Raw genomic sequence first — 23,466 nt, 5'->3', positions numbered from 1 at the left:
ATCCGGCAAGGCCGGGGAGGGCGCCGAATGGGGCGCGACAGGACCGAACGGGACCAGGGAGGCCCATATCCATGCTGAAGACGCTTCTATCCACCGCCGCGCTGGGCACGATGCTCGTCGCAGCGCCCGCCTTCGCGCAGGACGGCGAGACGACCACGATCGGCGTCTCGATCCCCGCCGCGACCCACGGCTGGGCGGGCGGCATGAACTACCATGCCAATGCCGCCATCGAGCGCCTCGAGGAGCAGTATCCGCAGCTCGACTTCGTCCTGTCGACGGCCAACGGCGCCTCCGAGCAGATCAACCAGATCGAGGACATGGTCGCGGTCAACCAGGTGGACGCGCTCGTCGTGCTGCCCTTCGAGAGCGAACCGCTGACGGCGCCCATCGCCTCGGTGAAGGAGGGCGGTGCCTATGTCACGGTGGTCGATCGCGGGTTGACCGAGGACGGCATCGAGGACCTCTACGTCGCGGGCGACAATCCGGGCCTCGGGCGCGTTGCCGGCGAATATTTCCGTGAGCGCTTCCCGGACGGGGCGCAGATCGTCGTTCTGCGCGGCATCCCCACGACCATCGACAACGAGCGCTACGACGCTTTCGTGGAGGCCATCGACGGTTCGGGCATCGAGATCCTCGACAGCCAGAACGCCAACTGGAACCGCGATGACGGCTTCGACGTGATGCAGGACTTCCTGTCGCGCTTCCCGGAGATCGACGCGGTCTGGGCGCAGGACGACGACATCGCCGTCGGCGTCCTGGAAGCCATCTCGCAAGCGAACCGCGAGGACATCCAGTTCGTGGTCGGCGGCGCCGGCATGAAGGAGATGGTCGCGCGCGTTCGCGATGGCGACACGATGGTACCGGTGGACGTGACCTACCCGCCCGCGATGATCGCCACCGCCATCGAGCTGACGGCGCTGCGCTTTACCTCTCCGGCCCCGATCGCGGGCGAGTTCGTGATCGGCGCGCAGCTCATCACGCAGGACAACGCCGAGAGCTTCTACTTCCCCGACTCGCCGTTCTGATCCGGTGAAATGCGAAAAGGGCGGGCGCCGCGTGGCGCCCGCCCTTCCGTTTGGCTGCGTCTGCGCTCAGTTGAAGCGGAAGGAAGCCTTGGCCCAGACGGTGTGGAAGTCGAAATCCTCGTCGGCCGCGACGTTGAGCGTCGTGCCCCCGCCGAGATCGTAGGAGCGCGAAACGCCGTCGCCGTCGCCGAGATCGGTGTAGAGATACTCGATACCGATCGAGAAGTTCGGCGAGACGAGGAAGTCCACGCCGCCGCCCACCGCATAGCCGACGCGCGTGTCGCTGTCGGAGCCGTAGTCGTCGAAGACGGTGTTGACGAAGGTCGTGTCCACATTGCCGAAGGCGAGGCCGCCCGTGGCGTAGACGAGAGCGCGCTCGAAGCCGACGCCGGCGCGCAGGCGCAGGGTCGCCAGATAATCCAGCTCTTCGCGCACGGAGATTTCCTCGCTGAAGCCGCGGATGCCGCCGTAGCGCTCCACGTCGACATAGGAGAGGTCCGCCAGAGCGCCGATCACGAAGGCGCCCGAGCCCACCGAATAGCCGAGCTGCCTGTCGTAGCCGATGTGGATACCGCCGATGAAGCCGTCCGACTCGTCCTCGAAACGCGAGACGCCTGCGAGATCGGAGAGATTGATGATCTCCTCCGGCGTGCCGGGGACGGCAGGGCTGCCCGGTGTGCCCGGCGTGCCTGGCACTTCCGGCGTGGGCGGCGTCGGCGGTGTGCCGGGGGTGCCCGGTGTACCTGGATCGATGATGACGGCCTCGCCGAGCGTGAATTCGCCCGCGCCGGCGATCCCCGCGACGTCTCCGGCTGAACCGCCCAGAAGCACGGCGGCGGCCGAAAGCTCGGCACGTGTCAGCTCGTAGGTGTCGGTGACGGCGCCGCTGACGGCGACGGCGCAGGTGGCGTCCGCGGCGATGCCGGCGCAGGCATAGGAGTATTCCAGCGTGCCGGCCGGGATGACGATGGGCGGGGTGCCCGGCGTTCCCGGGGTCCCCGGCGTGCCGGGAGTGCCAGGCGTTCCGGGCGTGCCGGGCTCGGCCGGAACCTCAGGCTGTCCAGGCGTTCCCGGAATGCGGATAAAGGCGTTGTTCAGGCCGCTCGAGCCGCTGCCGTGGAACGCGTAGCCGGCCTGGCCGCCGATATAGAGGCCCGTCCAGCTCGGCGCGGCGACGAAGACCGGGGGCGGTGCCGGCGGCTCGTAGACGACGATGTCGGCGGCAAACGCCGGCGCGGTCGTCAGAGAGAGGAGGGCGGCGAGTTTCTTCATGATCATGATCTCCAGTCTGGGCTCTTGTTCGGCACGCCCGGCAATGGTCCCCCCGCGCCGGCCGCTTTGCTTTGGGGCCGAGACCGCAGTCGCGGCCTCGACGTCGTCCTTGGCCTCGTCGGCCGGGCATCACGGCGCGCAGTTCTCGCGCAGCGTCTTGAGGGCCGGGCCCGAACCCTCCATCGCGAAGGTGCGCTGATGGGTCTGGCGGCCCGAGAAATCGATGGACACCTCTAGCTCGCCGGACGCGCCTGAGAGCGTTTCGAGCAACTCGGGTTCTGCGGCGGCGACGAAGACGAGCCCCTGCGGCACGCGCTGCATCTCGCCGGTCAGGCGCCGCGCCTGCGCGCCGGCCTTGAGGTTCAGGCTGGGCCCCGAGGCGTTGAAACGTTCGAGCTGTTCGCCATCCATCGGGTCGTTGGTGAGGTACTGCACGGAGACGGCCGAGCCGTCGCAGCGCAGGCCGACGCCGTGATACTCGCGCGAGGTCACGGCGATATGGGTCGCCGGCTCTCCGGCGCCGCGCGCCACCTCGCTGTAGGTCCATTCGGCGGAGGCGCCGCTCGCGGCGAGGAGCCCGGCGAAGAGAGCGGCACCGCTCAACAGCGGACGGATCGCGAGGGAAGGCGGCATGGCGGCTCCTTGTCTCCCGTTGCCGGGTGTCGGCTCTTCCGTTGCCGGGCGCTGGGTCGGCCCGGATCAGGTGTAAAAACGGTCGGGCTCAGACGTGATCGGGCGCGACGGATCGTTCGGCGCGGCCGGTGCCGCGTCGTCGTCTGGCTTCACGATGCGAAGGGTGGGGGCGGGCGGACCCGCCCCCGATGGTTGCTAGTTCAGGTCGGCGAGGTCGGCCAGGCCGCCCTCGAGGCCGAGGGCGATCGAGCCGGTGTTGACTGCGCCCACCGCGAGGGTGCTGACGCCGGTCAGGTCGATCTGGTTCGCCGCGGCCGTGACCGAGCCGTTGATGTCGGCGATGTTGAAGGCGCGGTTCGTGGCGTAGACGCCCGCCAGCGGGCCGGAGGACGAGAAGTCCGCCGCCGTGCTGATCGCCGCGACCGTGGCCGGACCAGCCGAGAAGCTGACCTGGGACGCGGCGGCCGAGGCGGCCGTCGTCGACGTGTTGGCGGCCGAGCTGACCTCGTCGGACGAGAACTCGATCGCGCCCGTCACCGCGGTGAACGTGTCGCTCGAGGTTGCGGCCGTCACGGTCGAGACGCCCGTGGCGATGTCGCCCGTGTTGACCGCGCCGACGGCGAGGGTCGCGATCTCGGCCGCGGACGAGATCGTGCCGCCGACCTGCGTGTCGGCGACGATGCTGCCGAGATCGAGGCCGAGCCCGAGGTCGAGATCGATGCCGGCCGCGACCGCCAGGGCCAGAAGACCGGAGATGTCGCCTCCCTCGATGAGCTCGAGGATGACCTCGAGATCGAGACCCGCACCGACGGCGGCCTCGATCAGAAGGTCGGCGTCGACGTTGAGCGTGCCGAGGTCGATGTTGGTGGCTGCCGTGAGGCCGGTCCCGATGAGGTTCACGCTGCCGTCGATGGCGGCAATGTTGATCGACTCGTTGATGTAGTTGCCGGTGGCGAACTCACCCTGCAGGTCGATGAGGCCCGCGCCGATCGTGTCGGAGAGGGACTGTGCCTGCGCGGCCGAGCCGAGAGCGAGGAAGGCGAGCGCCGAAGCGCCGCCGAGAAGAACCTTTTTCATGCCATATACTCCAGTCTATATGGAGCCGCCCGCTCCCTGATAGGCGGCGTGGGTGAAGGTTGGACAGGATCTTTCCAGGGGCCCTGTCTTGCTTCGGCGGAGCGGTTGCCCCCGCTCCGCCGAAATCTCGAAAACGCTACTGCGCGGTCAGGATCGCCTGTGCCCTTGCCTGGGCGCTGGTGTCCTCGTCGCCGCCGTTCGATGGCGCGAAGGTTCCGCTGGAAGCCGCGAAATTGCCGTTCTGCTGCCGCGAGGCAGGGCTGGCGGCTGCGGTCTGCGCCGCGCGCGCCATGCCGGACGCGCTTGCCTGCCGACCGGCCGGCTGCGGACCGGAAACCGCGCTCGCCGTTCGCTGTGGGGGCGGCGGCAGCTTCACCGCGGCCACCGCGGCGGCCGTCGTGGTGTTGTCCACATAGCCGTGGGCCCGGTCGATATGGCCGCGGCACTCGGCGTAGTTCGTCGGCGACATCACCTGCGTCAGAAGCTCGAAGGTCGCCAGATACAGCATCTGCCGCAGCGCGAAGTGGATCGCCTCGCGCTCGCGCCCGCCAATATCGGCCAGCACCAGCGTGTCTCCGAAGAAGCGGCCCGTGCCGAGTCCGGCTTCGGAAGCGAAGATCTGCTTGTGCAGCGGCACGTTGGCGACGATACGCCCGGTGTTGGCGTCCGTCATCGCCAGGTCCAGCCCGACGAGCATCCGGTTCTGGCGGTAGCGCCCGGCGATCCCCGCAATGTCCACTTCCGCGCCGGACCCGGGAATGAAGTCCAGCGAGTTGATCGACCCGGTGATGTAGAAGTTCGACGGCACGATGCGGCGCGGATCGCGGATCTGCCACTCGACCTCGGTGGTCATGACGCGCGGATCGCGGCGGTTGACGACGGTCGTGCCGGCCTTGAACAGGGCCGACTGGATCATGTCGCCTGCGCCTTGCGTGACGAACTTGCCGACCCCGCCGTCGGTGAAGCTCTCCTTGCCGGTCTGGTCGATCACTGCGCCGACGGAGAAGACGATCGAGGGCTGGATTTCGCCCTTGAGGCAGGAGAGTGCCTTGTCGAAGGGGGTGACGATGTCGGTGATCGGCGGCCCCTGCACGAGCTTGGCGTTGCTGGTCGATCCCGCCACGCCCGGCGCGCCGGCGCAGCCCGCCAGAAGCGACAACGTCAGGAGCGTGGCGATGGTCTTGCGCACGGTCATGGCGGCGTCCGTCAGTTGCAGGTCGTGCCGCCCGCGATGGGCGAGGGGCTGTCGATGGTGATGGCGCCGTTCTGGCAGCCGGTGGAGGTGGCGTTGCTGTCGGTCGAGATGTCGATGTTGGTGCTGTCGCGCACGTCGATGGTGTTCGTCGTGTTGTTCATCGCTCCGATGGTGGTCGTCTGCTGCCCGATCTCCGTCGTCGAGGAGCTGTTGTTCGTCACGTTGTTGTTGGTCGTGACGTTGTAGGTCTGCCGCCCCAGGCTTTCGTAGTACCCTTCCTCGGCTTTCTTGATAAGGTCGGACTGGAGCAGCCTGAGATTGCGGTCGGCGGTGGACGAGAAGCCGTAATTGCCGTTCCAGTCCGACGACGGGCTGACGGTGCTCTGTGCGGATGCCGCGGTCCAGGCGCAAGACAGCGCTGCCGCGACGGCTGTCGCGAGCTTCAAGAGACGCATCGATCTTCCCCTTATCGTCGCCCTCGCTGAAGCGGACTTGGCGTCCGGCGAAGCGTGCGGCGGCATTCCCCCTGGTCGGCGGCGGTGCGGCACGCTTGCGGCGTGTCACTGCCCTTCCGCTCCATCGCACCGTTACTTCAGGGCGCGACGGATGCAACCTCCATTTGCATTAGGCATGGCCATTCTGCCGCACAGTTGCAACAAAATCACAACCTATGATTGATCATAAGATGTGAGATGTCTTGTAGAGAAGATGTTCATGCGCCGCATGATAAGGGAAGCGAAGATAAGAGCACAGCTTGAATCCTCGCGCAAGACGTGTGTCTTGTTGTCGTTCCTAGGCGCCGTAAAGGAGCTGTCCGGCCTTCTCGCGTCTCAGGAAGCGGACGCTCATGGACAACCCTGCGGTGAGGAGGCCAATGCCGAGCCCCGCCCACACGCCGACGCCGCCTAGCCCGGCGACGAAGGCGAGGAGATAGGCCACCGGCATTCCGACGAGCCAGTAGCTGACGATCGCGAAGATCATCGGCACGCGCGTGTCCTTCAGCCCACGCAGGATGCCGGCGGCCAGCACCTGCAGGCTGTCGAAGATCTGGAAGGCTGCGGCGACGGCAAGCAGCGGAACCGCGTAGGCCAGGACCGCCGCCGCGTCGCTCGCCGAGCGGTCGAGATACAGGCCGATGAGCTGACGCGGCGCGATCCAGAACAGGAGCGCCGAGCAGGTAGCAATGGATAGGCCGACGAAGACCGCGGCACGCGCCGCGCGCGCGATGTTCGGTGCGTCCTTGCGGCCGTAGGCGAGGCCGACGCGCACGGTCGCCGCGCTGGCAAGGCCCAGCGGAATCATGAAGGCGATCGAGGCGAGCTGGAGCGCGATGCCGTGAGCGGCGAGCTCCACCCTGCCGATCCAGCCGACCATCACCGAGGAAGCGGCGAAGAGGCCGGCTTCGGCGACGATCGTCGCGCCGATCGGCAGACCGAGACGCACGACATCCTTGAAGCCCTGCCAGTCCGGCCGCCAGAAGCGCACGAAAAGCTCGTAATGCGCGAGATCGGCCTTGCGCAGGCAATACAGCGCGAGGAGGCCCGCCATGAAGAGCATGGTGAGGAGCCCGGCGAGACCGGCGCCGGCAACGCCGAGCTGCGGCGCGCCGAGCTCACCGTAGATGAGCGCGTAGGCGACAAGCGCGTTGAACGCGACGCCCATGAGCGTGACGAGGAGAACGACGTTCGGCCGCTCGATCGCGGAGAGAAAGGAGCGCAGCACCATGACGGCGAGCGCCGGGAACAGCGCCCATTGCAGGACACGCATGTAGATGCCCGCGAGTGCTGCGACGTCGGGCTCCTGGCCGAGCCAGAGCATGATCGCCTCGGTCTGCCACATGAACGGCATCATCGCCGCGCTGAAGAGCGCGCAGACCCAAAGGCCCATGCGCACCGACCGGCGCGCGGTGCGCGTGTCGCCCTCGCCGATGGCGCTGGCCACCATCGGCATGACGGCGATGGCAAAGCCCGAGCCAAGCATCCAGACGAGATGGAAGAACTGCGTTGCGAGGACGGCTGCAGCCAGCTCGGCCGTCCCGAGACGGCCGACCAGGATTGTATCGGTGACGTGGATCGCCATCTGCGCGAGTTGCGCCCCCGCCAGCGGCAAGCCGAGCATCAGCGTCGCGCGCAGATGCGCGCGCCAGGGTGCCGCGCCCTTCGTCGCGTCGGTCCGGGCGGAGAGTGCGTCCATTACTGCCTCGAAACCGGGCAGGCTGCCGCGCGAAGGGCAGGCGCTGCCGTTGCCGCCGAGGCGTATTCGCGTGCCCCGCCTTTGTAAAGCGGCGTGAACGGGACGCAGTCCGGCGCTAAGAGGGAGGACGATTCGGCGAGGAGGGCAAGTATGGAAACGGCGAGAACGCATTGGGCGATCGGGCTGATGACGGGCACGGTGCTCGACGGCAATGTCGACATCGCCATGATCCGCACGGACGGCGAGGCGATTGCCGAGTTCGGGCCCGCGCGGCTCGTACCCTATGGCGAGGGGGTGCGCCCATTGCTCGTGGAGGCGCTGCAGGCGGCCGCGGCTTGGAACTTCGAAGGTCCGGAGCCCGAGATTTTCGCGCGCGCCGAGGCGGCACTGACGAAAGGCCAGAGCGAAGCGGTGGCGGCCTTCCTCAATGAGGAAGGCATCGCGCCCGGCACGTTGCGCATCGTCGGCTTCCACGGCCAGACCGTCCTGCATCGCGGCACGACGCGTGCGCGCAAGGGAGCGACGCGCCAGCTCGGCGACGGCGGGGCGATGGCGCGCAGGCTCGGCATCGATGTCGCCTATGACTTCCGCACCGCGGACATCATGGCCGGCGGCCAGGGTGCCCCGCTCGCGCCGATCTACCACCGCGCGCTGCTCCAGCGGATCGGGGCGGGGGCCGAAAGCGCGATCCTCAATCTCGGCGGCGTCGCCAACGTCACCTTCGTCGATGCGGGGGGCGGGATGCACGCATTCGACACGGGCCCGGCCAACGCGCCGCTGAACGACTGGATGGCCCGTCACACGGGTGCGCAGATGGACCGCGACGGCGAGACCGCCGCGCGCGGCACCGTCGACGAGGCGCGTCTCGCCGGCCTTCTCGAACACCCCTATCTCGCGGCGCCCTATCCCAAATCCCTCGACCGCAACGATTTCACCGCGGCGATGGCCGACGGCCTTTCGCTGGAGAACGGGGCGGCGACGCTCACCGCCTTCACGGCCGGCGCGGTGGATCGCGCGCTCGACAGGCTCCCCGCGCGGCCCACGCGCCTCGTCGTGTGTGGCGGTGGGCGGAGAAATCCGGTGCTGATGGCCGAGCTCGCCCGGCGCACCGGAGCCGAAGTGATCGACGCCGATGCGCTCGGCCTTCGCGGAGACGCGGTGGAGGCGGAATGCTTCGCGCTTCTGGCGGTGCGGACCCTGCGCGGCCTGCCGCTCTCCTTCCCCGGCACCACCGGGGTCGATGCGCCGACGGCTGGCGGCCGGCTCGCGCGGCCGGACTGACGAAAGGCCGCAGGTCGAAAATTCGTTTGCATCCGGCCATTGCCGGATGCGCGATCCGCCCTTGATGCCCTTCCAAGTTTGGAAGACTTACAAAGAGGACGGCATCTCCATGAGGCTGACCATCAACGGGCGTGAGCACGAGCTTGAAGCAGACGTGCGCACCTCACTGCTCGACGTCCTGCGCGAGCATCTTTCTCTCACCGGCACCAAGAAGGGTTGCGACCACGGGCAGTGCGGCGCCTGCACGATCCTGGTGAACGGGCGACGGATCAATTCCTGCCTGACGCTCGCCGTCATGCACGAGGGCGACGAGATCACGACGATCGAGGGGCTCGGCGAGCCCGGGCGGCTGCATCCGATGCAGGAGAGCTTCCTGCACCATGACGGCTTCCAGTGCGGCTACTGCACGCCGGGACAGATCGTCTCGGCCGTGGGCATGCTCGACGAGATCGCAAAGGGCTGGCCGAGCCACGTCTCGGCTTCGCTGGAGGGCGGTGCGAGCGCCAGCGCGGACGAGGTGTCGGAGCGGATGAGCGGCAATCTGTGCCGCTGTTCGGCCTATCCGAACATCGTCGACGCCATCCGCGAGGTCGCGGACGCCGAGGAGACGCGCGGTACCGAAAGGAACGCGGCATGAGGGCCTTCGACTACACGCGCGCCGAGGATGCGAAGGGTGCGAGCGCCGCCGCGGCAGCGGCAAGCGCGGCGCGCTTCATCGCCGGCGGCACCAACCTTCTCGACCTGATGAAGCTCCAGATCGAGACGCCGCGCACCGTGGTGGATATCTCGCGGCTGCCGCTGCGCGCCATCGAGGAAACCGACGAGGGCGGTCTGCGCATCGGCGCGCTGGTGACGAATTCCGATCTGGCGGCCGACGAGCGCGTTCGGCGCGACTATCCTGTCCTGTCGCGCGCGCTCCTCGCCGGTGCCTCCGGCCAGCTGCGCAACAAGGCGACGACGGGCGGCAACCTCCTGCAGCGCACACGCTGCGGCTATTTCTACGATACGTCCACGGCCTGCAACAAACGCGAGCCGGGCTCGGGCTGCGACGCGATGGGCGGCTTCAACCGCATCCTCGCCGTCCTCGGCACCAGCGACAAGTGCATCGCGACGCACCCCTCCGACATGGCCGTTGCGATGCGCGCGCTCGACGCCGTGGTGGAGACGATGAAGGCCGACGGGTCGACGCGCGAACTGACGCTTGACGCGCTCTACCGCCTGCCGGGCGACACGCCGCAGATCGAGACGGCACTGGAGCCGGGTGAGCTCATCACGGCGCTGCGCCTGCCGGCGCCGCTCGGAGGAACGCAGGTCTACCGCAAGGTGCGCGACCGGGCTTCCTACGCCTTCGCGCTGGTCTCCGTGGCCGCCGTCGTGACGATGGATGCGGGGCGAATGAACACCGTGCGTCTCGCCTTCGGCGGGCTCGGCACGATGCCCTGGCGCGACCGGGCGGTGGAGGAGGTTCTGGAAGGGCAGATGCCCTCCGCCGAGCTTTTCGCCAGGGCGGCCGACGTGCTTCTGGCCGAGGCGAAGGGCCACGGAGAGAACGACTTCAAGATACCGTTGGCGCGCCGCACGCTGGCGGCGGTGCTCCACGAGGCGGTGCGAGGAGAGACCCGATGAGCGAGAAGAGCTATCGCCACGACGCGCCGCTGAACGACACGCGCCTGGAGCGTGGAGTGCAGGGCGTCATCGGCAGGGGCGTCGACCGGCTCGAAGGGCCGCTGAAGGTGACGGGCCGTGCCGCCTACGCCTACGAGACGATGCCGGGCAACAAGGCCGCCTACGGCTTCCTCGTCACCTCCACCATCGGCGCCGGCCGCATCGCCTTGATCGACGGTGAGGCGGCGAAGGCGGCCCCGGGCGTCCTCACCGTCGTGATCGACGAACGGGCGGTGCGCGCGTCGGGCGACCCCGGCCCGAACCCGCCGGTGAAGGTGGACGGACAGGTCACGCATTACGGGCAGGCGATCTGCCTCGTCGTGGCCGAGACCTTCGAGGCCGCGCGAGACGCTGCCAAGCTCGTGAAGATCGCCTACGAGCCGCGCGAAGGGCGGTACGTGCTGAAGGATGTCGTCGAAAAGGCCTACGATCCCGGCGACGAGATGGGCCATGTGACGAAAGGCGACTTCGAGAAGGCGTTCGGCGAAGCCGAGGTGAGGGTGGACGCGACCTTCACGACACCGAGCCAGAGCCATTCGGCGATGGAGCCGCATGCGTGCGTGGCCGAATGGAACGGTGACGAGCTGACGCTGAACGGCTGCTACCAGCTCGTCACGGACAACGTCCAGCAGCTCGCCGAGGCGCTCGGCGTGCCGCAGGAGAAGGTGAAGATTCTCGCGCCCTATATCGGCGGTGGCTTCGGCGGCAAGCTCGGCATCGGGCCGGAGGCTGTCTACGCCGCGATCGCGGCGAAGGAAGTGGGGCGGCCTGTGAAGGTGGCGCTGACCCGCCAGCAGGTCTACCAGGCGACCAACCGGCGCTCCGATACCGTGCAGCGCATCCGCCTCGGCGCCACCAGGGACGGCAAGCTGACGGCGCTCGCGCACGACACGATCGGCTCCAACTCTCCGGGCGACGATTTCATCGAGCCTGCGGGCATCTCGACGGTCTTCCTCTACGATGCCGAGAACCGGCTGATCACGCACCGCAAGTCCGACGTCGATCTGCTGCTGTCGGCCGCCATGCGCGCGCCGGGCGAGGCCGTGGGCATGCTCGCGCTCGAGACGGCGATGGACGAGCTGGCCGAGAAGCTGGGGCTCGACCCGGTCGATCTGCGCATCCGCAACGAGCCGAAGGTCGATCCGCAGGAGGGCCTGCCGTTCTCCAGCCGCAAGCTGGTGGAGTGCATGGAGGAGGGTGCGCGACGCTTCGGCTGGAACAAGCGCCCCGAAAGGCCGGGCACCCGCCGCGAGGGCGAATGGCTGATCGGCTACGGCATGGCGGCCGCCTCGCGCAAGAACCTTCTGATGAAGGCTTCGGCGCGGGTGACGCTCCAGCCCGACGGGACGGCTGTCGTCGAGACGAACATGACCGACATCGGCACCGGCACCTACACGATCCTCGCGCAGATCGCCGCCGAGATGCTGGGGCTCGAGCAGGAGAAGGTGGACGTGAAGCTCGGCGATTCGACGCTGCCGCAGGCGCCGGGCTCCGGCGGCTCGTGGGGCGCGAACTCCTCGGGCTCGTCGGTCTACGTCGCCTGCGAGGGCATCGTGGAGGCGCTGGCCGAAAAGCTCGGCGTGGCGCCGGGCGACATGACCCTGAAGGACGGCAGCGCCATCGGCGGCAACCGCAAGGTCGCGCTCAGCGAGCTTCTGGCGGGCGAGCCGATCAGCATTCTCGGCAAGTTCGAGCCCGGCAAGGCCTTCAAGGAAAGCCATCAGTCGGGCTACGGCGCCCATTTCTGCGAGGTGGCGGTCAACTCCGTGACGGGCGAGACGCGTGTGCGCCGTCTCCTGACCGTGGTGGCGGCCGGCCGCATCCTCAACGAGAAGACGGCGATCTCGCAATGCTACGGCGGCCAGATCTTCGGCATCGGCACGGCGCTGACCGAGGAACTCGTGGTCGATCCGCGCTCGGGCCTGATGGTCAATCACGACCTCGCCGAGTACCACGTGCCGGTGAACGCAGACGTGCCCCAGCTCGAGGTCGTGCTCCTGCCGGAAAACGACCCGGTCGCGAGCCCGCTCGGTGGCAAGGGTATCGGCGAACTCGCCATCTCGGGCGCCGGCGCGGCGATCACCAACGCGATCTACAACGCCTGCGGCGTGCGCGTGCGGGACTATCCGATGACGCTGGACAAGATCCTCGCCGGACTGCCGGACGATGGCTTCCTGGAAGCGGCGGAGTGAGCTGAATCATCGCGCGAAGGCGCGGAATCAGATCGGGAGCCGGGCGGCGGAAGTGATTCCGCCGCCCGGCTTTTTCATGGCGGGGGCCCTGCGGCAGTGGTGCGCGCGAGGCCGAGCGCCTATCGTCATCGGCGATGACGAAGACCTCCGATCCAACCGCGAATCGCGCTCCCCGGAAGGCACCCGAGGCCAAGCCCATTGCGCGGCTTCGGCTCGTCTTCGGCCCCGCCGCGATCGTCGGTCCCGGACGGGTGGAACTCCTGGAACTCGTGGCAGAGCACGGCTCGCTCGCGGCGGCGGGCCGGGCGATGAAGATGAGCTACAAGCGCGCCTGGGGCCTGGTGGACGAACTCAACCGCACCTTCGACGCGCCGCTCGTCGCCCTGACGCGGGGCGGCAGCGCCCACGGCGGCGCGACGCTGACGCCGCTCGGCGCAGAGGTGGTGGAGCGATACCGGCGGATGCAGAGCCTCAGCGACGCGGCGATCGACGACGACCTCGGCGCTCTCGTGGGGCGGCTGGCGCAGAAGGAGTAGCCGCGTGCCGGTCGAACTCGCGCAGGGCGCGGGCGACGACCATGTGGCGGTTGAGGTCGTAGCCCGTTCGGTGGCCGCGTGCGCAGCGAAGCTGATAGGCGCTTTCGCGCCGCAGTGCCTCGCCCATTTCGGCGCGAAGGGCCGAAGGCAGGCAGCCGCCCGGCGAGACCAGCGTTTCGATGTCCGCCATGCGGAAGCCGAGGCGCGAGAGCGTCGCGCGAAGCTCACGCGTGCGATCTCCGTTCTCCTGCGCGGCGCGCAGATCCTTCAGATAGGACGCTGCTGCGCGGGCAAGGCGCGCCTCGAGGCGCTCGAGAGACAGTTCGGACATGGGACGGCGGCTCCTGCAGGGGATCGCCGAGCTTGCCTCGGGGGAAAAGGGGCGGGGATTAAAATCCTTGATCGAGTGAGTCGAATGGCTGACACTCGTCGTCTATCGCAGCCAATGCCGTTCTCGTGAGAGCAGTAAGATAAGAAAATAATCCTATATCCGTAAGGGGCGTGCTAGGCAGGGGTGGTTCACCCGATGGAGGATCATCGTGACCCCGAATGTCGTCCCCCTCTTTCCGGCCATGCCGGCATTCCGCCCGCCGCAGGCCGTGCGGCCCGACCTTCGAGGGGTCGAGGCCGCAAGATTGTGCCGGGTGGCAAGCGCCATTGCGGCGGCCGCCTTCGACGTGCCGCCCGAGGAGATGAGCGCTAGAACGCGCCGTACCGCCGATGTTGTGGCCGCCCGGCATGTCGCGATCTACCTCGCCAACGTGGTCTTTCAGGTGTCGTTGCAGAAGGTCGCCGATGTCTTCGGGCGCGACCGCACGAGCATCGGCCATGCGGTGCGGCGCGTGGAGGACCGGCGCGACGAGCCGGACTTCGATGCGCGCGTGGAGAAGCTGGAGAGGATCGCTTCGGTCTATCGCGCGGGATGCGAGCGATGAGCGGCCCCGAGTTCGACGATGCCGAATCCCCGCTCCACCGGCTTGCGACGCGCCCTGCGCGTGGCGGCGAGCCGTTCCTGTCGCCGTCCGAGGCGAGGGCGGGCGAGCGCCTGCGGGGGGACTTCACCCGTGCGGGGCTGACCCCGCGCATCACGCAGAGCTGGGATCTTTCGCCGCGCGCCGGCGGCAGGGGCGGCGGGGCGGGCGACATGTCCGACATGGCCGCCGACGCGCGAAAGCGACTGGACGCAGCCATGACGGCGGCGGGGCCGGAGCTTTCGGGCCTCCTCCTCGACGTCTGCTGCTTTCTGAAGGGATTGGAGGCGGTGGAGAGGGAGCGACGCTGGCCGGCGCGCTCGGCCAAGCTGCTCCTGAAGGTGGGGCTCGCCGGGCTCGCGCGGCACTACGGCTTCGATCGCGAGGCCGGCTCGTTGGCCGCCGGACGCATCCGGCGCTGGGGCGCCCCGGACTACAAGCCGAAGGTCGGCGGCTGATGCGCGCCGAGCCTATCCGGCGGCTAGGACCTGTTCGGCGTCGCCCTTCATGCGCGCGATGACCGAACGCAGACCGTTCGACCGCTTGGAGGTCAGGTAGGCTTGCAGACCGAGGTCGGTGAAGATCGTCTCGGCGTCGAGAGCTTTGATTTCGGACGCCGTGCGCTCCGAGAACAGCAGGATGGCAAGGGCGACGAGACCCCTCACGATGAAGGAGTCGGACGTGCCGCTGAACAGGAGCCGGCTCGGGTCCGAAGGATCGGGACGGCTCGCGATCCAGACCCGGCTCTGGCAACCGTGGACCTCGTTCGCCTCGGTGCGCTGCTCCTCGGGGAGGGCAGCGTGCAGCTTGCCGAGTTCGATGATGTATTCGAGCTTGTCGTTTTCCTCGGGAAGGAATTCGAAATTGTCGGCTATGTCCTGGAAGTTCGGCATGTGGGTGCGGCTCGGTGTCTCGTTCGGGCGTCGCCCTCTAGATAGAGACTTTCGCCGCGCCTGTCAGACCCTCTGAGTACCGGGCATGCACCGCGAATCCCTCGGCGGGCGACGGAGCGGGAGGCCCGTCAGGCCCGCGGCGCGGGCGTCGGCACAATGGTGACGGACGGGACGGTCGCGGCCGTCCCGGCGGCCGCCGGGGCCGGCGTCTGCGGCAGGGCGGGCATCGTCTGGCCGACGGTGAGGCCGGTGGTGGCCTGTCGCACGCGCTCGGCGGCGACGGCTGCGGTCTCCATCGGATCGCGCGCCGGGACCGCGAGCGCGGGAGCCTCGGTCGTCCCCGGTTCCGCCACCTCGACACCCGAGGCGCGAGCCAGCGAGTAGGCATAGACGAGGCCGTCGCCGACGCGCGAGGCGACATAGGCGCCGACGTCCCGGCCGGCGGCGCAGGCGGCCGGCGAGCGTTCGCAGAAGCCGGTCATGTCGGAGATCGCTTCCTGCGCGCCGAGGAAGGCGCCGAAATAATTGACGCTCGCGGCCTCTCCCTCGCCCGATTGCGGGGAGGGAAGAAAGAAGGCGATCAGCGCCAGCCAGAAGGCGGTCTTGATGAGGAAGCGCATTGCGGGCCTCTCGCGGCGGGGTTCGGCCCGCACGGATGTTCGTTGCTGACAATCAATCTGGCGCACGGCTCGAAAAAAGACGTATCGCGCAGCCCGCGAGATTGATTCAAATTGCGCCGATCGGCGGCCGTCGGAGCACGAAGGATGCGCGGATGGCCCGTGGCGCAGGGGTCGGCTAGACGCGAACGATTTCATTAAACATAGATTCGATTGCCGCCGGACGCCGCGATGCCGGCCTGAGCAAAAGCGCCGGAAACCGGGGCGACGCCACACCCGGGCCACGGGCCTTATCCCCTGGTTAACGGCCACTTATGCCTTCCTTAAAAGGTTAAGGGCACGATCCGGGACAAGGCGGGCGAGGGAATGAATCCCGCGCCGTGCGACAGGCTGACGGACGTTCTCGAATGCATGAATCAGGCACACGAAGCGGGAAAGGCGAAGCCATCGGCGGCCTCGAACCGCTGGTGGGCCTGTTCGAAGGCTTCGTCTCGCTCGACATCGACCGGCCGGACGAGCGCCGGCGCCACGCGCGCGCCATCCTGGCGCTGACGGGCGCGGGCCTCTCCTTCATGGCGGCATCCGCCGTGATGGGCGTTTCCGGCGCGCACATCTCCACCGTTCTCGTTCCCTCGGCCGCGGCAGCGCTGAGCCTTGCGGCGGCGGTCGCGGTCTGCGCCACGGGCCGGCTGCGGCTCGTGAGTTCCGTCGCGCTCGCAGCGCTCGGCGCAGCGGGCGGCTTCGGGATGATGGAGGGCGGGCAGGCAGCCTGGCTCGGCGCCGGCGCGCTGGGTGCGGCGGCTCTGGGGGCGGGCGCGCTCGCGCTGCGCGCACTGAAGGGGCGGCGCCCCTCCGCGCCGGCGTCGGTCGGCGATGCGGGCCTTGGCGCCTCGCTCGCGCGGCTCCTCGACGGCCCCCTCCTGCGATTCGATCTCGACGGACGTCTGGCGGAGGTGCCGGCCGAGGCCGCGCCGCTGTTCGGCGCCGTCCAGGACAAGGCGCTCGTCGAGCGCATCCACCTTCTCGACCGCGTCGCCTATCTCGGCGCCTTCGCGGACCTGCGGCGTGGCGCGGCGAGCGCCGAAGCCGAGATCCGGCTGATGAAGGGCGAGGAAGAGGGCGGCGAACGCCAGGTTCTCCTGCGCCTTGCCGCCACGCACGACGCGAACGGCGAGCCGGTCTGCGTCTACGGCGTGGCGCGCGACGTCAGCGAGGAGCGCGCGCAGGCACGGCGCCTTGCCGTGACGCTGACGCGCGCCGAGGAGGCCTCGCAGGCCAAGAGCCGCTTCCTGGCGTCGATCAGCCACGAGCTGCGCACGCCGCTGAACGCCATCATCGGCTTCACCGACATTCTGGAACACGAATATTTCGGCGGCTTCGAGAGCGCGCGCCAGAAGGAATATGTCGGGCTGATCGGGCGCTCGGGCCAGCACCTCCTCGACGTCGTCAACGGCCTCCTCGACATCTCCAAGATCGAGGCGGGCCGCTACGAGATCACGCCCGAGCGATTCGCGCTGCACGAGGCGATGGAGGCGGCGGCCGCGATGGTCCGCCCCGAAGCCGAGCGAAAGGGCCTCGTCCTCATCGTGCAGGAGCCCGGCACGGACGCCGAGTTCCACGCCGACCGGCGCGCGTTCCACCAGATCCTCCTGAACCTCCTGTCCAATGCGGTGAAGTTCACCGACGAAGGAACGGTGCGGCTTTCGGCGCGCTGCGAGGGCGGCGCGCAGATCGTCGAGATCGAGGACACCGGGATCGGCATCGCGGCCGCTGACGTGACGCGCATCGCGCAACCCTTCGTGCGCGTGGCGCCCAGCCAGCGGCCAGGCACCGGCCTCGGTCTCTCGCTGGTGAAGGGGCTTTGCGAGCTTCATCGCGGCGCGCTGCGGGTGGAGAGCCGGCCAGGTGTCGGCACCACCGTGGGCGTCACCATTCCGCTCGACTGCGACGCCGCGATCGGCGAACACAATCTCAAGGAAAAGATCGTAAGTCTGACAGATGCCCGCAAGAAAACCGTCCCCCTCCCGCAAGCCCAAACCGGCCGCCGCTCGGCGTAGCCCGGTGCCGGCTGCGATCGCCCGCGGAGCGGGTGCAGGGCTGGCCGCGCTCGGCCGGGTGGTCGCCGCGCGCCCGCTCTTCTTCGCCGGCTCGGCCGCGTTCCTTGCGCTGTGCGGGACGGTCGGCGGCAACGCCTTGTTCGCGCAGACCGGCGGGCACCCGCAGCCGATGCTCGCGACGCGTGCGATCGACCGGGCGGCCGCGCGGGTGGTGCAGGCTCCCGTCCCGACACCGCAGGCACAGCCCTGGCAGCCGACGAACGATCCGCGCATCATGACCGTGCCGCTGGTTCGCGACGTGCAGACGCTTCTCGCCCAGACCGGGCACTACCAGGCGGAGATCGACGGGCGGCCGGGGCAGGCGACGGACCGCGCGATCCGCACGTTCCAGGCCGAGCGGGGCGTGGCCGTCGACGGGATGGCGACGACGCTGCTCCTGACGCAGATCCGCGCGGCGATCGCTGCGCAGGAGGCACCGGCCGAAGGCACGCAATATGCCAGCCTCGACGAGCTGATGAACGATCTGCCGACCGGCTCGGTCTCGGACGGCGGCGCCGAGCGCGAGCTGGTGCGGCGCATCCAGGCGGGGCTTTCGGCCGCTTCCGTCGCCTCTCTCCAGGCGGACGGCATCCTCGGCGAGCGCACCCGCGCCGCGATCCGCACCTTTCAGGAGCTGGAGGGCATGGAGGTGAACGGCGAGCCGACGCCCCAGCTCCTCAGCCGCCTCAACGAAATCACCGAACGTCCGTAGGCCCGGCGGTGCGCGTCACCAGCGAGTTCTTCGTCTCGAGCCTCGTGCGCCGCGTCTTCGCCGAGGGCGGCTTTGCGGCCGTGGAACGGCGCGGCGCGGAGGCGGCGGGCGCGATCTTCGTCGTCCAGCGCGGGCGCGACGGCTCGCTGCGCCTCTACGGCCCGGCCGTGCAGACGCTGGCCGGCGAGGACGGCCGCCGCTTCATGCTCGAGGCGGCGAGCGACGAGGAGGCGATGCGCACACGCTTCGAGCGCGAGGCGCGCTTCGACCCGGACTTCTGGGTGGTGGAACTGGAGGTCGAGGACCCCGCCGCCTATCTCGACCTCGCCGAAGAGGACTGAGATCAGGCCGAGGGCCCGCGCAGCCGGCCGGGCTGGCCAGTTTCGCCGGAGCGACGGCCGAACGTCTCGCGCGAGGCGCCATCCGACTGATCGGCGGGAGCTTCCGGCGAGCGGCGCGGATAGGCGACCGGCGCGGGACCGGGCCCTGAATGCGCAATCTCCGTCAAGGCGCGCTGCGCGTCGAGCGAGCGGTAATAGACGGTCATCGCCTCGAAGGCCGGCACGTCGAGGCCGACGGACGGCTTCACCAGCATCAGGATCGCGAGCGCGTCGGACGTCGGAAGGCGCAGAGCCTTCAGCGCGCGGGCGAGCGCCCGGCCGTCGTCCTCGACTTCGATGGGCGCGATCCGTTCAGGCAGAAGCCCGAGGCAGGCCCCCAGGGCATCGTAGAAGGCAGCAAGGTTACCCTCGCGCGCGACGCGCACGAGATCGGCCGGGTCGCGCGGCGCGCTCTGGCGGGGAACCGGCGTGCCGACACGGGCAAGGCGGCGCAGAGTGGCGCGCACGAGTTCGGCCGCTTCGCCCTCGACGGCCGGGCTCGTGGGCTCGGGCGAAGAGAGGTCGGGGGCGAGCGGGGGGGCATCCACGAAGGGCAGGGAGGAGGCCCAGTCCGCATCGCTCGGATCGGCGCGCTCGCGGCGGCGCGCGAGGATGCGCTCGATGCGCTCGTCCTTGCGGGCGGCCAGGCGCGCGACGTCGTGGGCCGCGAGCGCGGGGCTGGAAACGAGGAAGGGCGCCGTCACCTCGACGGCGGCCTCGACGATCTGGTCGAGGAGATCGCGCGGGACATGGGGGCTGTGGGAGAGGGAGGCGCAGAGCGAGCGCTGCGCGGCCGGCGAGATTCGAGGCCAGAGCGGCGCGACGAGGCGGCCGAAATCGCGCGCCTGGCTCTCGGTGGGCGAGCGAAGCGACCCGTAGGCCGAAACGGCGGCGGCGACGATCGTGTCGAAGCCGGCCTGGCCCTGCGGGGTCTCGAGGGATCGAAAGATCCGCGGTGCGGCTTCCTTCATGGGCTCCGACTTCAGGCACGCGCGTGGCGAAAGGACATCGCGTCCAAATTAGAGCGAAATCGTTAGCGAGCTGTTAACCTTGTCGCTGTTTCATCCTCGTTAAGCATTCGAGAAACGGGCGCTTCGCCCGTCGTCGGCACATGAGGGGGAAGACCATGGCAGTGGTGAAAAAACTGGCCGACTGGCCTCGACAGGGCGTTCGGCGCCCGCCCGTCCAGACCGGCGCTCCGCTGAGCACCGCAGAAATCTACATTCTGCCCTGCATCCGCCGCGAGCCGATCAGCGAGGCGCCTCGGCCTTGAAGACGGGCGCGAGGCGTCAGCCGCGTGCGGGGTTGCCGGCCGCCGACGCATCGAGCGGCGCGCATCTGACTGAGCGCGCGAAGGCTTCGGCGAAGGGTCTTCGGCTCTCGCTCTCCACCAGCGTGCGCAGCGTCAGATAGAGTTCGTTCGAGGTGACGACGACGGGGATCGCATCCTCGTAGCCGCTCTCGCCTTCGATGCGGGCCTGCTCGAACTGCGCCTGCGTGCCGACGACTAGGTCGAAGGCACCGTCGAGCGCGACGCGTTCGTTGATGCTGTAGAGATTGTCGCCGGCCCGGCTGTAAATCGAGGCGGACCAGAAGGTGCGCGGTGCCTCGGCATTCAGCCGCACCGGACCGTCCGCGATGGTGAAGCGGCAGGCGGCGGCGATGAAAGCGGGGTCCATGAAGGCAAAGCGTTCGCCGCCCGGCGTCAGGGGCGCTTCCGACAGCCCGCCAGCGTAAACGACGGTCGCTCGGAAGGGCGGCATGGCCTGCGAAAGCCGCGCCCAGGCGTTGTTCTCCGTGACCTGAGGCATGGCGAAGATCACGCCGATATGGACGATCAGCGCGCCGACGAGGCCGACGAGGAGTGCGAGGAGAAGCCTACCCATCGACGGCGCATCCCGTGCGCTCGATCGACGGCATGGAAACGTCCGTCGCTCCGCCGGCGGTGCTTGCCGGCGTATCGTAGAGGGTGAGGGCGAGGACGAAGCCACCGGTGCCCGAGACGGCCAGCCAGTTGCCGGGCTGCGGCCGGGCGCTGACGAGGACGGGAGCCTCGTTCTCATCGTCGCGCATGAGGTTTTGCGACGTGAGCCAGGAGGGGCGATCACGCTCGAGGATCGGGCGGCCCGCGCCGTCGAAGGCGGACAGCGTCCAGACGCGGGCGGGCGGCAGAGTTCCGGCGATGCGATAGGTGCATTCGCGACGAAGCGCGCGGCGCTCGCTGTCGACTACGGCGCGGAAAGCCATGCCCTCGGCAAGTCCGAGCGTCAGATTGCCGTCCCGCGCAAGGCGCGCCTTGGAGTAGGGATCGGCGGCTGGCGAGCCGGCGAGGCGATCGGCCTGCCACGGCCCGACGTCCAGCGAGCCGGCCCCCTCGAAACGCTCCAGCATGACGCTGGCGGACCAGGCGCCGCCGCCGATGGCGATGGCCAGCGCGACGACGGCGAGAAACAGGAAACGCATGCGAAGAACGGCTCTCAGCGCGCGGCGGCGCGTTCGGCGCCCGGAACGCGCGCGGCGGCAAACTCCTCGGGCTCGGCCGCGAGCGCGCCGGACATGAGGTCGGAGATGCCGGACAGGACGCGCTGCGTATCGGCATTGACGATAAGCGGGCGGGTGATGCGCGGAGCGTCCTCGCCGTCCGCCGCGGCGACCGGCACCGAGCCCGGTTCGGGCAGCGGGTTCTCGATGCCAGGGATGGGGCGCAGCTCGATGCCCTGATGGGCGGCCTCCATGAAGCGCTGCCACGTCATCGCCGGCAGCGATCCACCGGTGAGGTTGTTGGTGGGGCGATAGGAATCGTTGCCGTACCAGACGGCGGCGGTGAAATTGCCCGTGTAGCCGACGAACCAGGCGTCACGGTAGCTCTGGGTGGTGCCGGTCTTGCCGGCGGCGCGCGTCATCGACAGGGCGGCGCGCCGGGCGGTGCCGACCTCCGGGATGCGCACGAGCATCTGGTTCATGGCATCGGCGGCTTCCTGCGTCAGCACCCGCTTGCGGGCGGGCATGTCGCGCGCCGACGTCCAGATGATGTCGCCCGCCGTATCCTGCAGGGTCAGGATGGAGTGGCGGTTGGATTCCATGCCGCCGGCCGGGAAGACGGCATAGCCTGTCGCTTGATCGAGGACCGTCACCTCGCCGGTGCCGAGCGCCATCGTCTTGTCACCGCGCAACGGTGTCTCGACGCCCATCGCCTTCGCGAGCTCGACGACCTTGCCCATGCCGATGGCCTGGGACAGCTTGACCGGGATCGTGTTGATAGAGCGGGCGAGGGCGTCGGCGAGGGTGACGCGGCCGGCGAAGGAGCGGCCGTAGTTCTGCGGGGACCAGCCCGCGACCGAGACGGGGCCGTCGACCACCACCTCGTTCGGCTCGTGGCCTTCTTCCATGTAGGCGGCGTAGATGAACGGCTTGAAGGAGGAGCCTGGCTGGCGCAGCGCGCGGGTGGCGCGGTTGAACTGCGAGAGGCCGTAATCCCGTCCGCCGACGAGCGCGCGAACGCCGCCATCGTCGTCGAGGACGACCATCGCGCTTTCTTCCACGTCGTAGGTGCGGCCGAACTGGCGAAGGTGATAGTCGATCGATTCATCGGCGAGGCGCTGCAGGCCCATGTCGATCGTCGTCTGCGCGATGAAGTTGCGCCGGTGCATGGCTGCGGTGACGCGCTGCACCTCTTCGAAGGCGAAGTCGAGGAAATAGTCCGGCGAGACGATGCCGGTGCGATCCACCGCGGTTGCGGGATTTCTCCGGGCCGCGACGACCTGGCCTTCCGTCATGAAGCCGGAATCCACCATCGCGTTGAGGACGACGTTGGCGCGGGCGCGCGCCGCCGGCAGGTTGATGTGCGGGGCGTAGTTGGCCGGCGCCTTGAAGAGCCCGGCCAGCATGGCGGATTCAGCCAGCGTGACCTCGCGGATGTTCTTGCCGAAATAGAACTCGGACGCGGCCGCCGCGCCGAAGGTGCCGCCGCCCATATAGGCGCGGTCGAGATACATGCCGAGGATCTGGCGCTTGGTGAGGTTGGACTCCAGCCAGAGCGAGATGAAGGCCTCGTTGATTTTGCGATCGAGCGAGCGCTCGTTGGTGAGGTACAGATTCTTGGCAAGCTGCTGGGTGAGCGTGGAGCCGCCCTGCACGACGCCGCCGGCTCGCGCGTTCTGGCTGAGCGCGCGGCCGAGGCCGATGAAGTCGATGCCCCAATGTTCGAAGAAGCGCCGATCCTCGGTGGCGAGAACCGCCTTCACGAACTGGTCCGGCAACTCGTCGATCGGCACCGCGTCCGAGCGGAGCACGCCGCGCCGCCCGATCTCGTTGCCGTGGCGATCGAGGAAGGTGACGGAGTAGTCCGTCTGCTCGGGCAGGCCGCCTGCCGTGAAGCGCATGGCCGGCTGGGCGAGGGCCGCGAGCACGAAAAGGCCGACGAGGCCGAGCGTCAGCGCCTCGCAGGAGAGCTCGACCACTGCACGGTTGAAGCCGCGAACGCGAAAGCGCCGCGAAAAGATGGTGATCGATTCCCAGAGGCCGCTGAAGGCGTGGACGGCCCGCCAGAGGGTGGAATCCAGCCACGCGTCGACTTCGATCAGGCGGGAGGGGCTGCGCCGACGCTCGTTTCGTGCTGGAAGGAGTTTCGCCACGCCAACGCCACCATCTCTCGTGCGCCTGACGGGCAGGCGCGACGGCTCCCAGGCGCCACGCCCGGCAACCAAACCTATATACGCCCCTTCTTAC

General features: G+C 69.0%; 24 protein-coding genes. 11 read left to right on the top strand and 13 right to left on the bottom strand.

Features of this window, described 5'->3' with window-relative positions; genetic code table 11:
• The first annotated feature begins 71 nt into the window (after window positions 1-71).
• Complete coding sequence (locus H1343_RS12170; protein WP_185983158.1) at window positions 72-1,025, top strand: ABC transporter substrate-binding protein; 954 nt, start codon at window positions 72-74, stop codon at window positions 1,023-1,025.
• 66 nt (window positions 1,026-1,091) lie between these two features.
• Here the strand turns inward: H1343_RS12170 and H1343_RS12165 are convergent, their stop codons facing one another.
• From H1343_RS12165 to H1343_RS12140, 6 genes are all read right to left on the bottom strand, one after another.
• Entirely contained in the window at window positions 1,092-2,297 is a 1,206-nt protein-coding gene (locus H1343_RS12165) for an outer membrane protein (RefSeq protein ID WP_185983157.1), read from the bottom strand.
• Between the two features lie 129 nt (window positions 2,298-2,426).
• Complete coding sequence (locus H1343_RS12160; RefSeq protein ID WP_185983156.1) at window positions 2,427-2,930, bottom strand: hypothetical protein; 504 nt, start codon at window positions 2,928-2,930, stop codon at window positions 2,427-2,429.
• Window positions 2,931-3,125: 195 nt separating this feature from the next.
• Entirely contained in the window at window positions 3,126-4,007 is an 882-nt protein-coding gene (locus H1343_RS12155) for a hypothetical protein (RefSeq protein ID WP_185983155.1), read from the bottom strand.
• Window positions 4,008-4,143: 136 nt separating this feature from the next.
• Window positions 4,144-5,202, bottom strand: a complete 1,059-nt coding sequence (locus H1343_RS12150; RefSeq protein WP_185983154.1) for a CsgG/HfaB family protein — start codon at window positions 5,200-5,202, stop codon at window positions 4,144-4,146.
• An 11-nt stretch (window positions 5,203-5,213) separates the two neighbouring features.
• On the bottom strand, window positions 5,214-5,657 hold the full coding sequence (locus tag H1343_RS12145; RefSeq protein ID WP_185983153.1) for a hypothetical protein: 444 nt from the start codon (window positions 5,655-5,657) through the stop codon (window positions 5,214-5,216).
• Window positions 5,658-5,994: 337 nt separating this feature from the next.
• Window positions 5,995-7,395, bottom strand: coding sequence for an MATE family efflux transporter (locus H1343_RS12140; protein WP_185983152.1), 1,401 nt, complete (start codon window positions 7,393-7,395; stop codon window positions 5,995-5,997).
• Window positions 7,396-7,545: 150 nt separating this feature from the next.
• Here H1343_RS12140 and H1343_RS12135 point away from each other — a divergent pair, with 150 nt between their 5' ends.
• From H1343_RS12135 to H1343_RS12115, 5 genes are all read left to right on the top strand, one after another.
• Complete coding sequence (locus H1343_RS12135; RefSeq protein WP_185983151.1) at window positions 7,546-8,676, top strand: anhydro-N-acetylmuramic acid kinase; 1,131 nt, start codon at window positions 7,546-7,548, stop codon at window positions 8,674-8,676.
• A 109-nt stretch (window positions 8,677-8,785) separates the two neighbouring features.
• The gene (locus tag H1343_RS12130; RefSeq protein ID WP_185983150.1) at window positions 8,786-9,313 is read left to right on the top strand and encodes a 2Fe-2S iron-sulfur cluster-binding protein; all 528 of its coding nucleotides are present in this window, start codon (window positions 8,786-8,788) and stop codon (window positions 9,311-9,313) included.
• The gene (locus H1343_RS12125; protein WP_185983149.1) at window positions 9,310-10,302 is read left to right on the top strand and encodes an FAD binding domain-containing protein; all 993 of its coding nucleotides are present in this window, start codon (window positions 9,310-9,312) and stop codon (window positions 10,300-10,302) included. The genes H1343_RS12130 and H1343_RS12125 overlap by 4 nt, the downstream gene beginning before the upstream one ends.
• On the top strand, window positions 10,299-12,533 hold the full coding sequence (locus tag H1343_RS12120) for a xanthine dehydrogenase family protein molybdopterin-binding subunit (protein WP_185983148.1): 2,235 nt from the start codon (window positions 10,299-10,301) through the stop codon (window positions 12,531-12,533). Before H1343_RS12125 ends, H1343_RS12120 begins: the two co-directional genes overlap by 4 nt.
• Window positions 12,534-12,667: 134 nt before the next feature.
• On the top strand, window positions 12,668-13,069 hold the full coding sequence (locus H1343_RS12115) for a winged helix-turn-helix domain-containing protein (RefSeq protein WP_185983147.1): 402 nt from the start codon (window positions 12,668-12,670) through the stop codon (window positions 13,067-13,069).
• Here the strand turns inward: H1343_RS12115 and H1343_RS12110 are convergent.
• Window positions 13,005-13,400 carry a hypothetical protein gene (locus H1343_RS12110; protein ID WP_185983146.1) on the bottom strand — a complete coding sequence of 132 codons (396 nt, stop codon included), beginning with the start codon at window positions 13,398-13,400 and terminating at the stop codon, window positions 13,005-13,007. The genes H1343_RS12115 and H1343_RS12110 overlap by 65 nt on opposite strands.
• A 208-nt stretch (window positions 13,401-13,608) precedes the next feature.
• Here H1343_RS12110 and H1343_RS12105 point away from each other — a divergent pair, with 208 nt between their 5' ends.
• Complete coding sequence (locus H1343_RS12105; protein WP_185983145.1) at window positions 13,609-14,004, top strand: helix-turn-helix domain-containing protein; 396 nt, start codon at window positions 13,609-13,611, stop codon at window positions 14,002-14,004.
• On the top strand, window positions 14,001-14,498 hold the full coding sequence (locus H1343_RS12100; protein ID WP_185983144.1) for a DUF6456 domain-containing protein: 498 nt from the start codon (window positions 14,001-14,003) through the stop codon (window positions 14,496-14,498). Before H1343_RS12105 ends, H1343_RS12100 begins: the two co-directional genes overlap by 4 nt.
• 12 nt (window positions 14,499-14,510) lie before the next feature.
• Here the strand turns inward: H1343_RS12100 and H1343_RS12095 are convergent, their stop codons facing one another.
• Window positions 14,511-14,933 (bottom strand): SufE family protein, encoded by a 423-nt coding sequence (locus H1343_RS12095; RefSeq protein ID WP_185983143.1) that lies wholly within the window; start codon window positions 14,931-14,933, stop codon window positions 14,511-14,513.
• A 128-nt stretch (window positions 14,934-15,061) separates the two neighbouring features.
• A complete protein-coding gene (locus tag H1343_RS12090; RefSeq protein WP_185983142.1) occupies window positions 15,062-15,586 on the bottom strand; it encodes a DUF5330 domain-containing protein in 525 nt (174 codons plus the stop codon).
• 371 nt (window positions 15,587-15,957) lie between these two features.
• On the opposite strand from H1343_RS12090, the gene H1343_RS12085 reads away from it, so the two are divergent.
• The 3 genes from H1343_RS12085 to H1343_RS12075 are packed head-to-tail and all read left to right on the top strand — an operon-like array spanning window position 15,958 to window position 18,699.
• The gene (locus tag H1343_RS12085) at window positions 15,958-17,607 is read left to right on the top strand and encodes a sensor histidine kinase (RefSeq protein WP_185983141.1); all 1,650 of its coding nucleotides are present in this window, start codon (window positions 15,958-15,960) and stop codon (window positions 17,605-17,607) included.
• Between the two features lie 4 nt (window positions 17,608-17,611).
• On the top strand, window positions 17,612-18,358 hold the full coding sequence (locus H1343_RS12080) for a peptidoglycan-binding domain-containing protein (RefSeq protein WP_185983140.1): 747 nt from the start codon (window positions 17,612-17,614) through the stop codon (window positions 18,356-18,358).
• Window positions 18,359-18,366: 8 nt separating this feature from the next.
• Entirely contained in the window at window positions 18,367-18,699 is a 333-nt protein-coding gene (locus tag H1343_RS12075; RefSeq protein WP_185983139.1) for a DUF1491 family protein, read from the top strand.
• A 2-nt stretch (window positions 18,700-18,701) separates the two neighbouring features.
• On the opposite strand, the gene H1343_RS12070 is transcribed toward H1343_RS12075, so the two are convergent.
• From H1343_RS12070 to H1343_RS12055, 4 genes are all read right to left on the bottom strand, one after another.
• On the bottom strand, window positions 18,702-19,709 hold the full coding sequence (locus H1343_RS12070) for a hypothetical protein (RefSeq protein ID WP_185983138.1): 1,008 nt from the start codon (window positions 19,707-19,709) through the stop codon (window positions 18,702-18,704).
• Between the two features lie 318 nt (window positions 19,710-20,027).
• Window positions 20,028-20,624, bottom strand: coding sequence for a DUF1254 domain-containing protein (locus H1343_RS12065; RefSeq protein WP_185983137.1), 597 nt, complete (start codon window positions 20,622-20,624; stop codon window positions 20,028-20,030).
• Window positions 20,617-21,201: a DUF1214 domain-containing protein gene (locus H1343_RS12060; protein ID WP_185983136.1), complete on the bottom strand. Its 585-nt coding sequence runs from the start codon at window positions 21,199-21,201 to the stop codon at window positions 20,617-20,619. The genes H1343_RS12065 and H1343_RS12060 overlap by 8 nt, the downstream gene beginning before the upstream one ends.
• Window positions 21,202-21,215: 14 nt before the next feature.
• Complete coding sequence (locus tag H1343_RS12055) at window positions 21,216-23,372, bottom strand: transglycosylase domain-containing protein (protein WP_185983135.1); 2,157 nt, start codon at window positions 23,370-23,372, stop codon at window positions 21,216-21,218.
• Between the last annotated feature and the right edge of the window lie 94 nt (window positions 23,373-23,466).

The sequence above is a fragment of the Aureimonas mangrovi genome, from assembly GCF_014058705.1.
In the GTDB taxonomy this organism is placed as follows: domain Bacteria; phylum Pseudomonadota; class Alphaproteobacteria; order Rhizobiales; family Rhizobiaceae; genus Aureimonas; species Aureimonas mangrovi.
The sequence above is the reverse complement of the archived record's forward strand: the minus strand, read 5'-3'. Positions and strand labels throughout refer to the sequence as shown.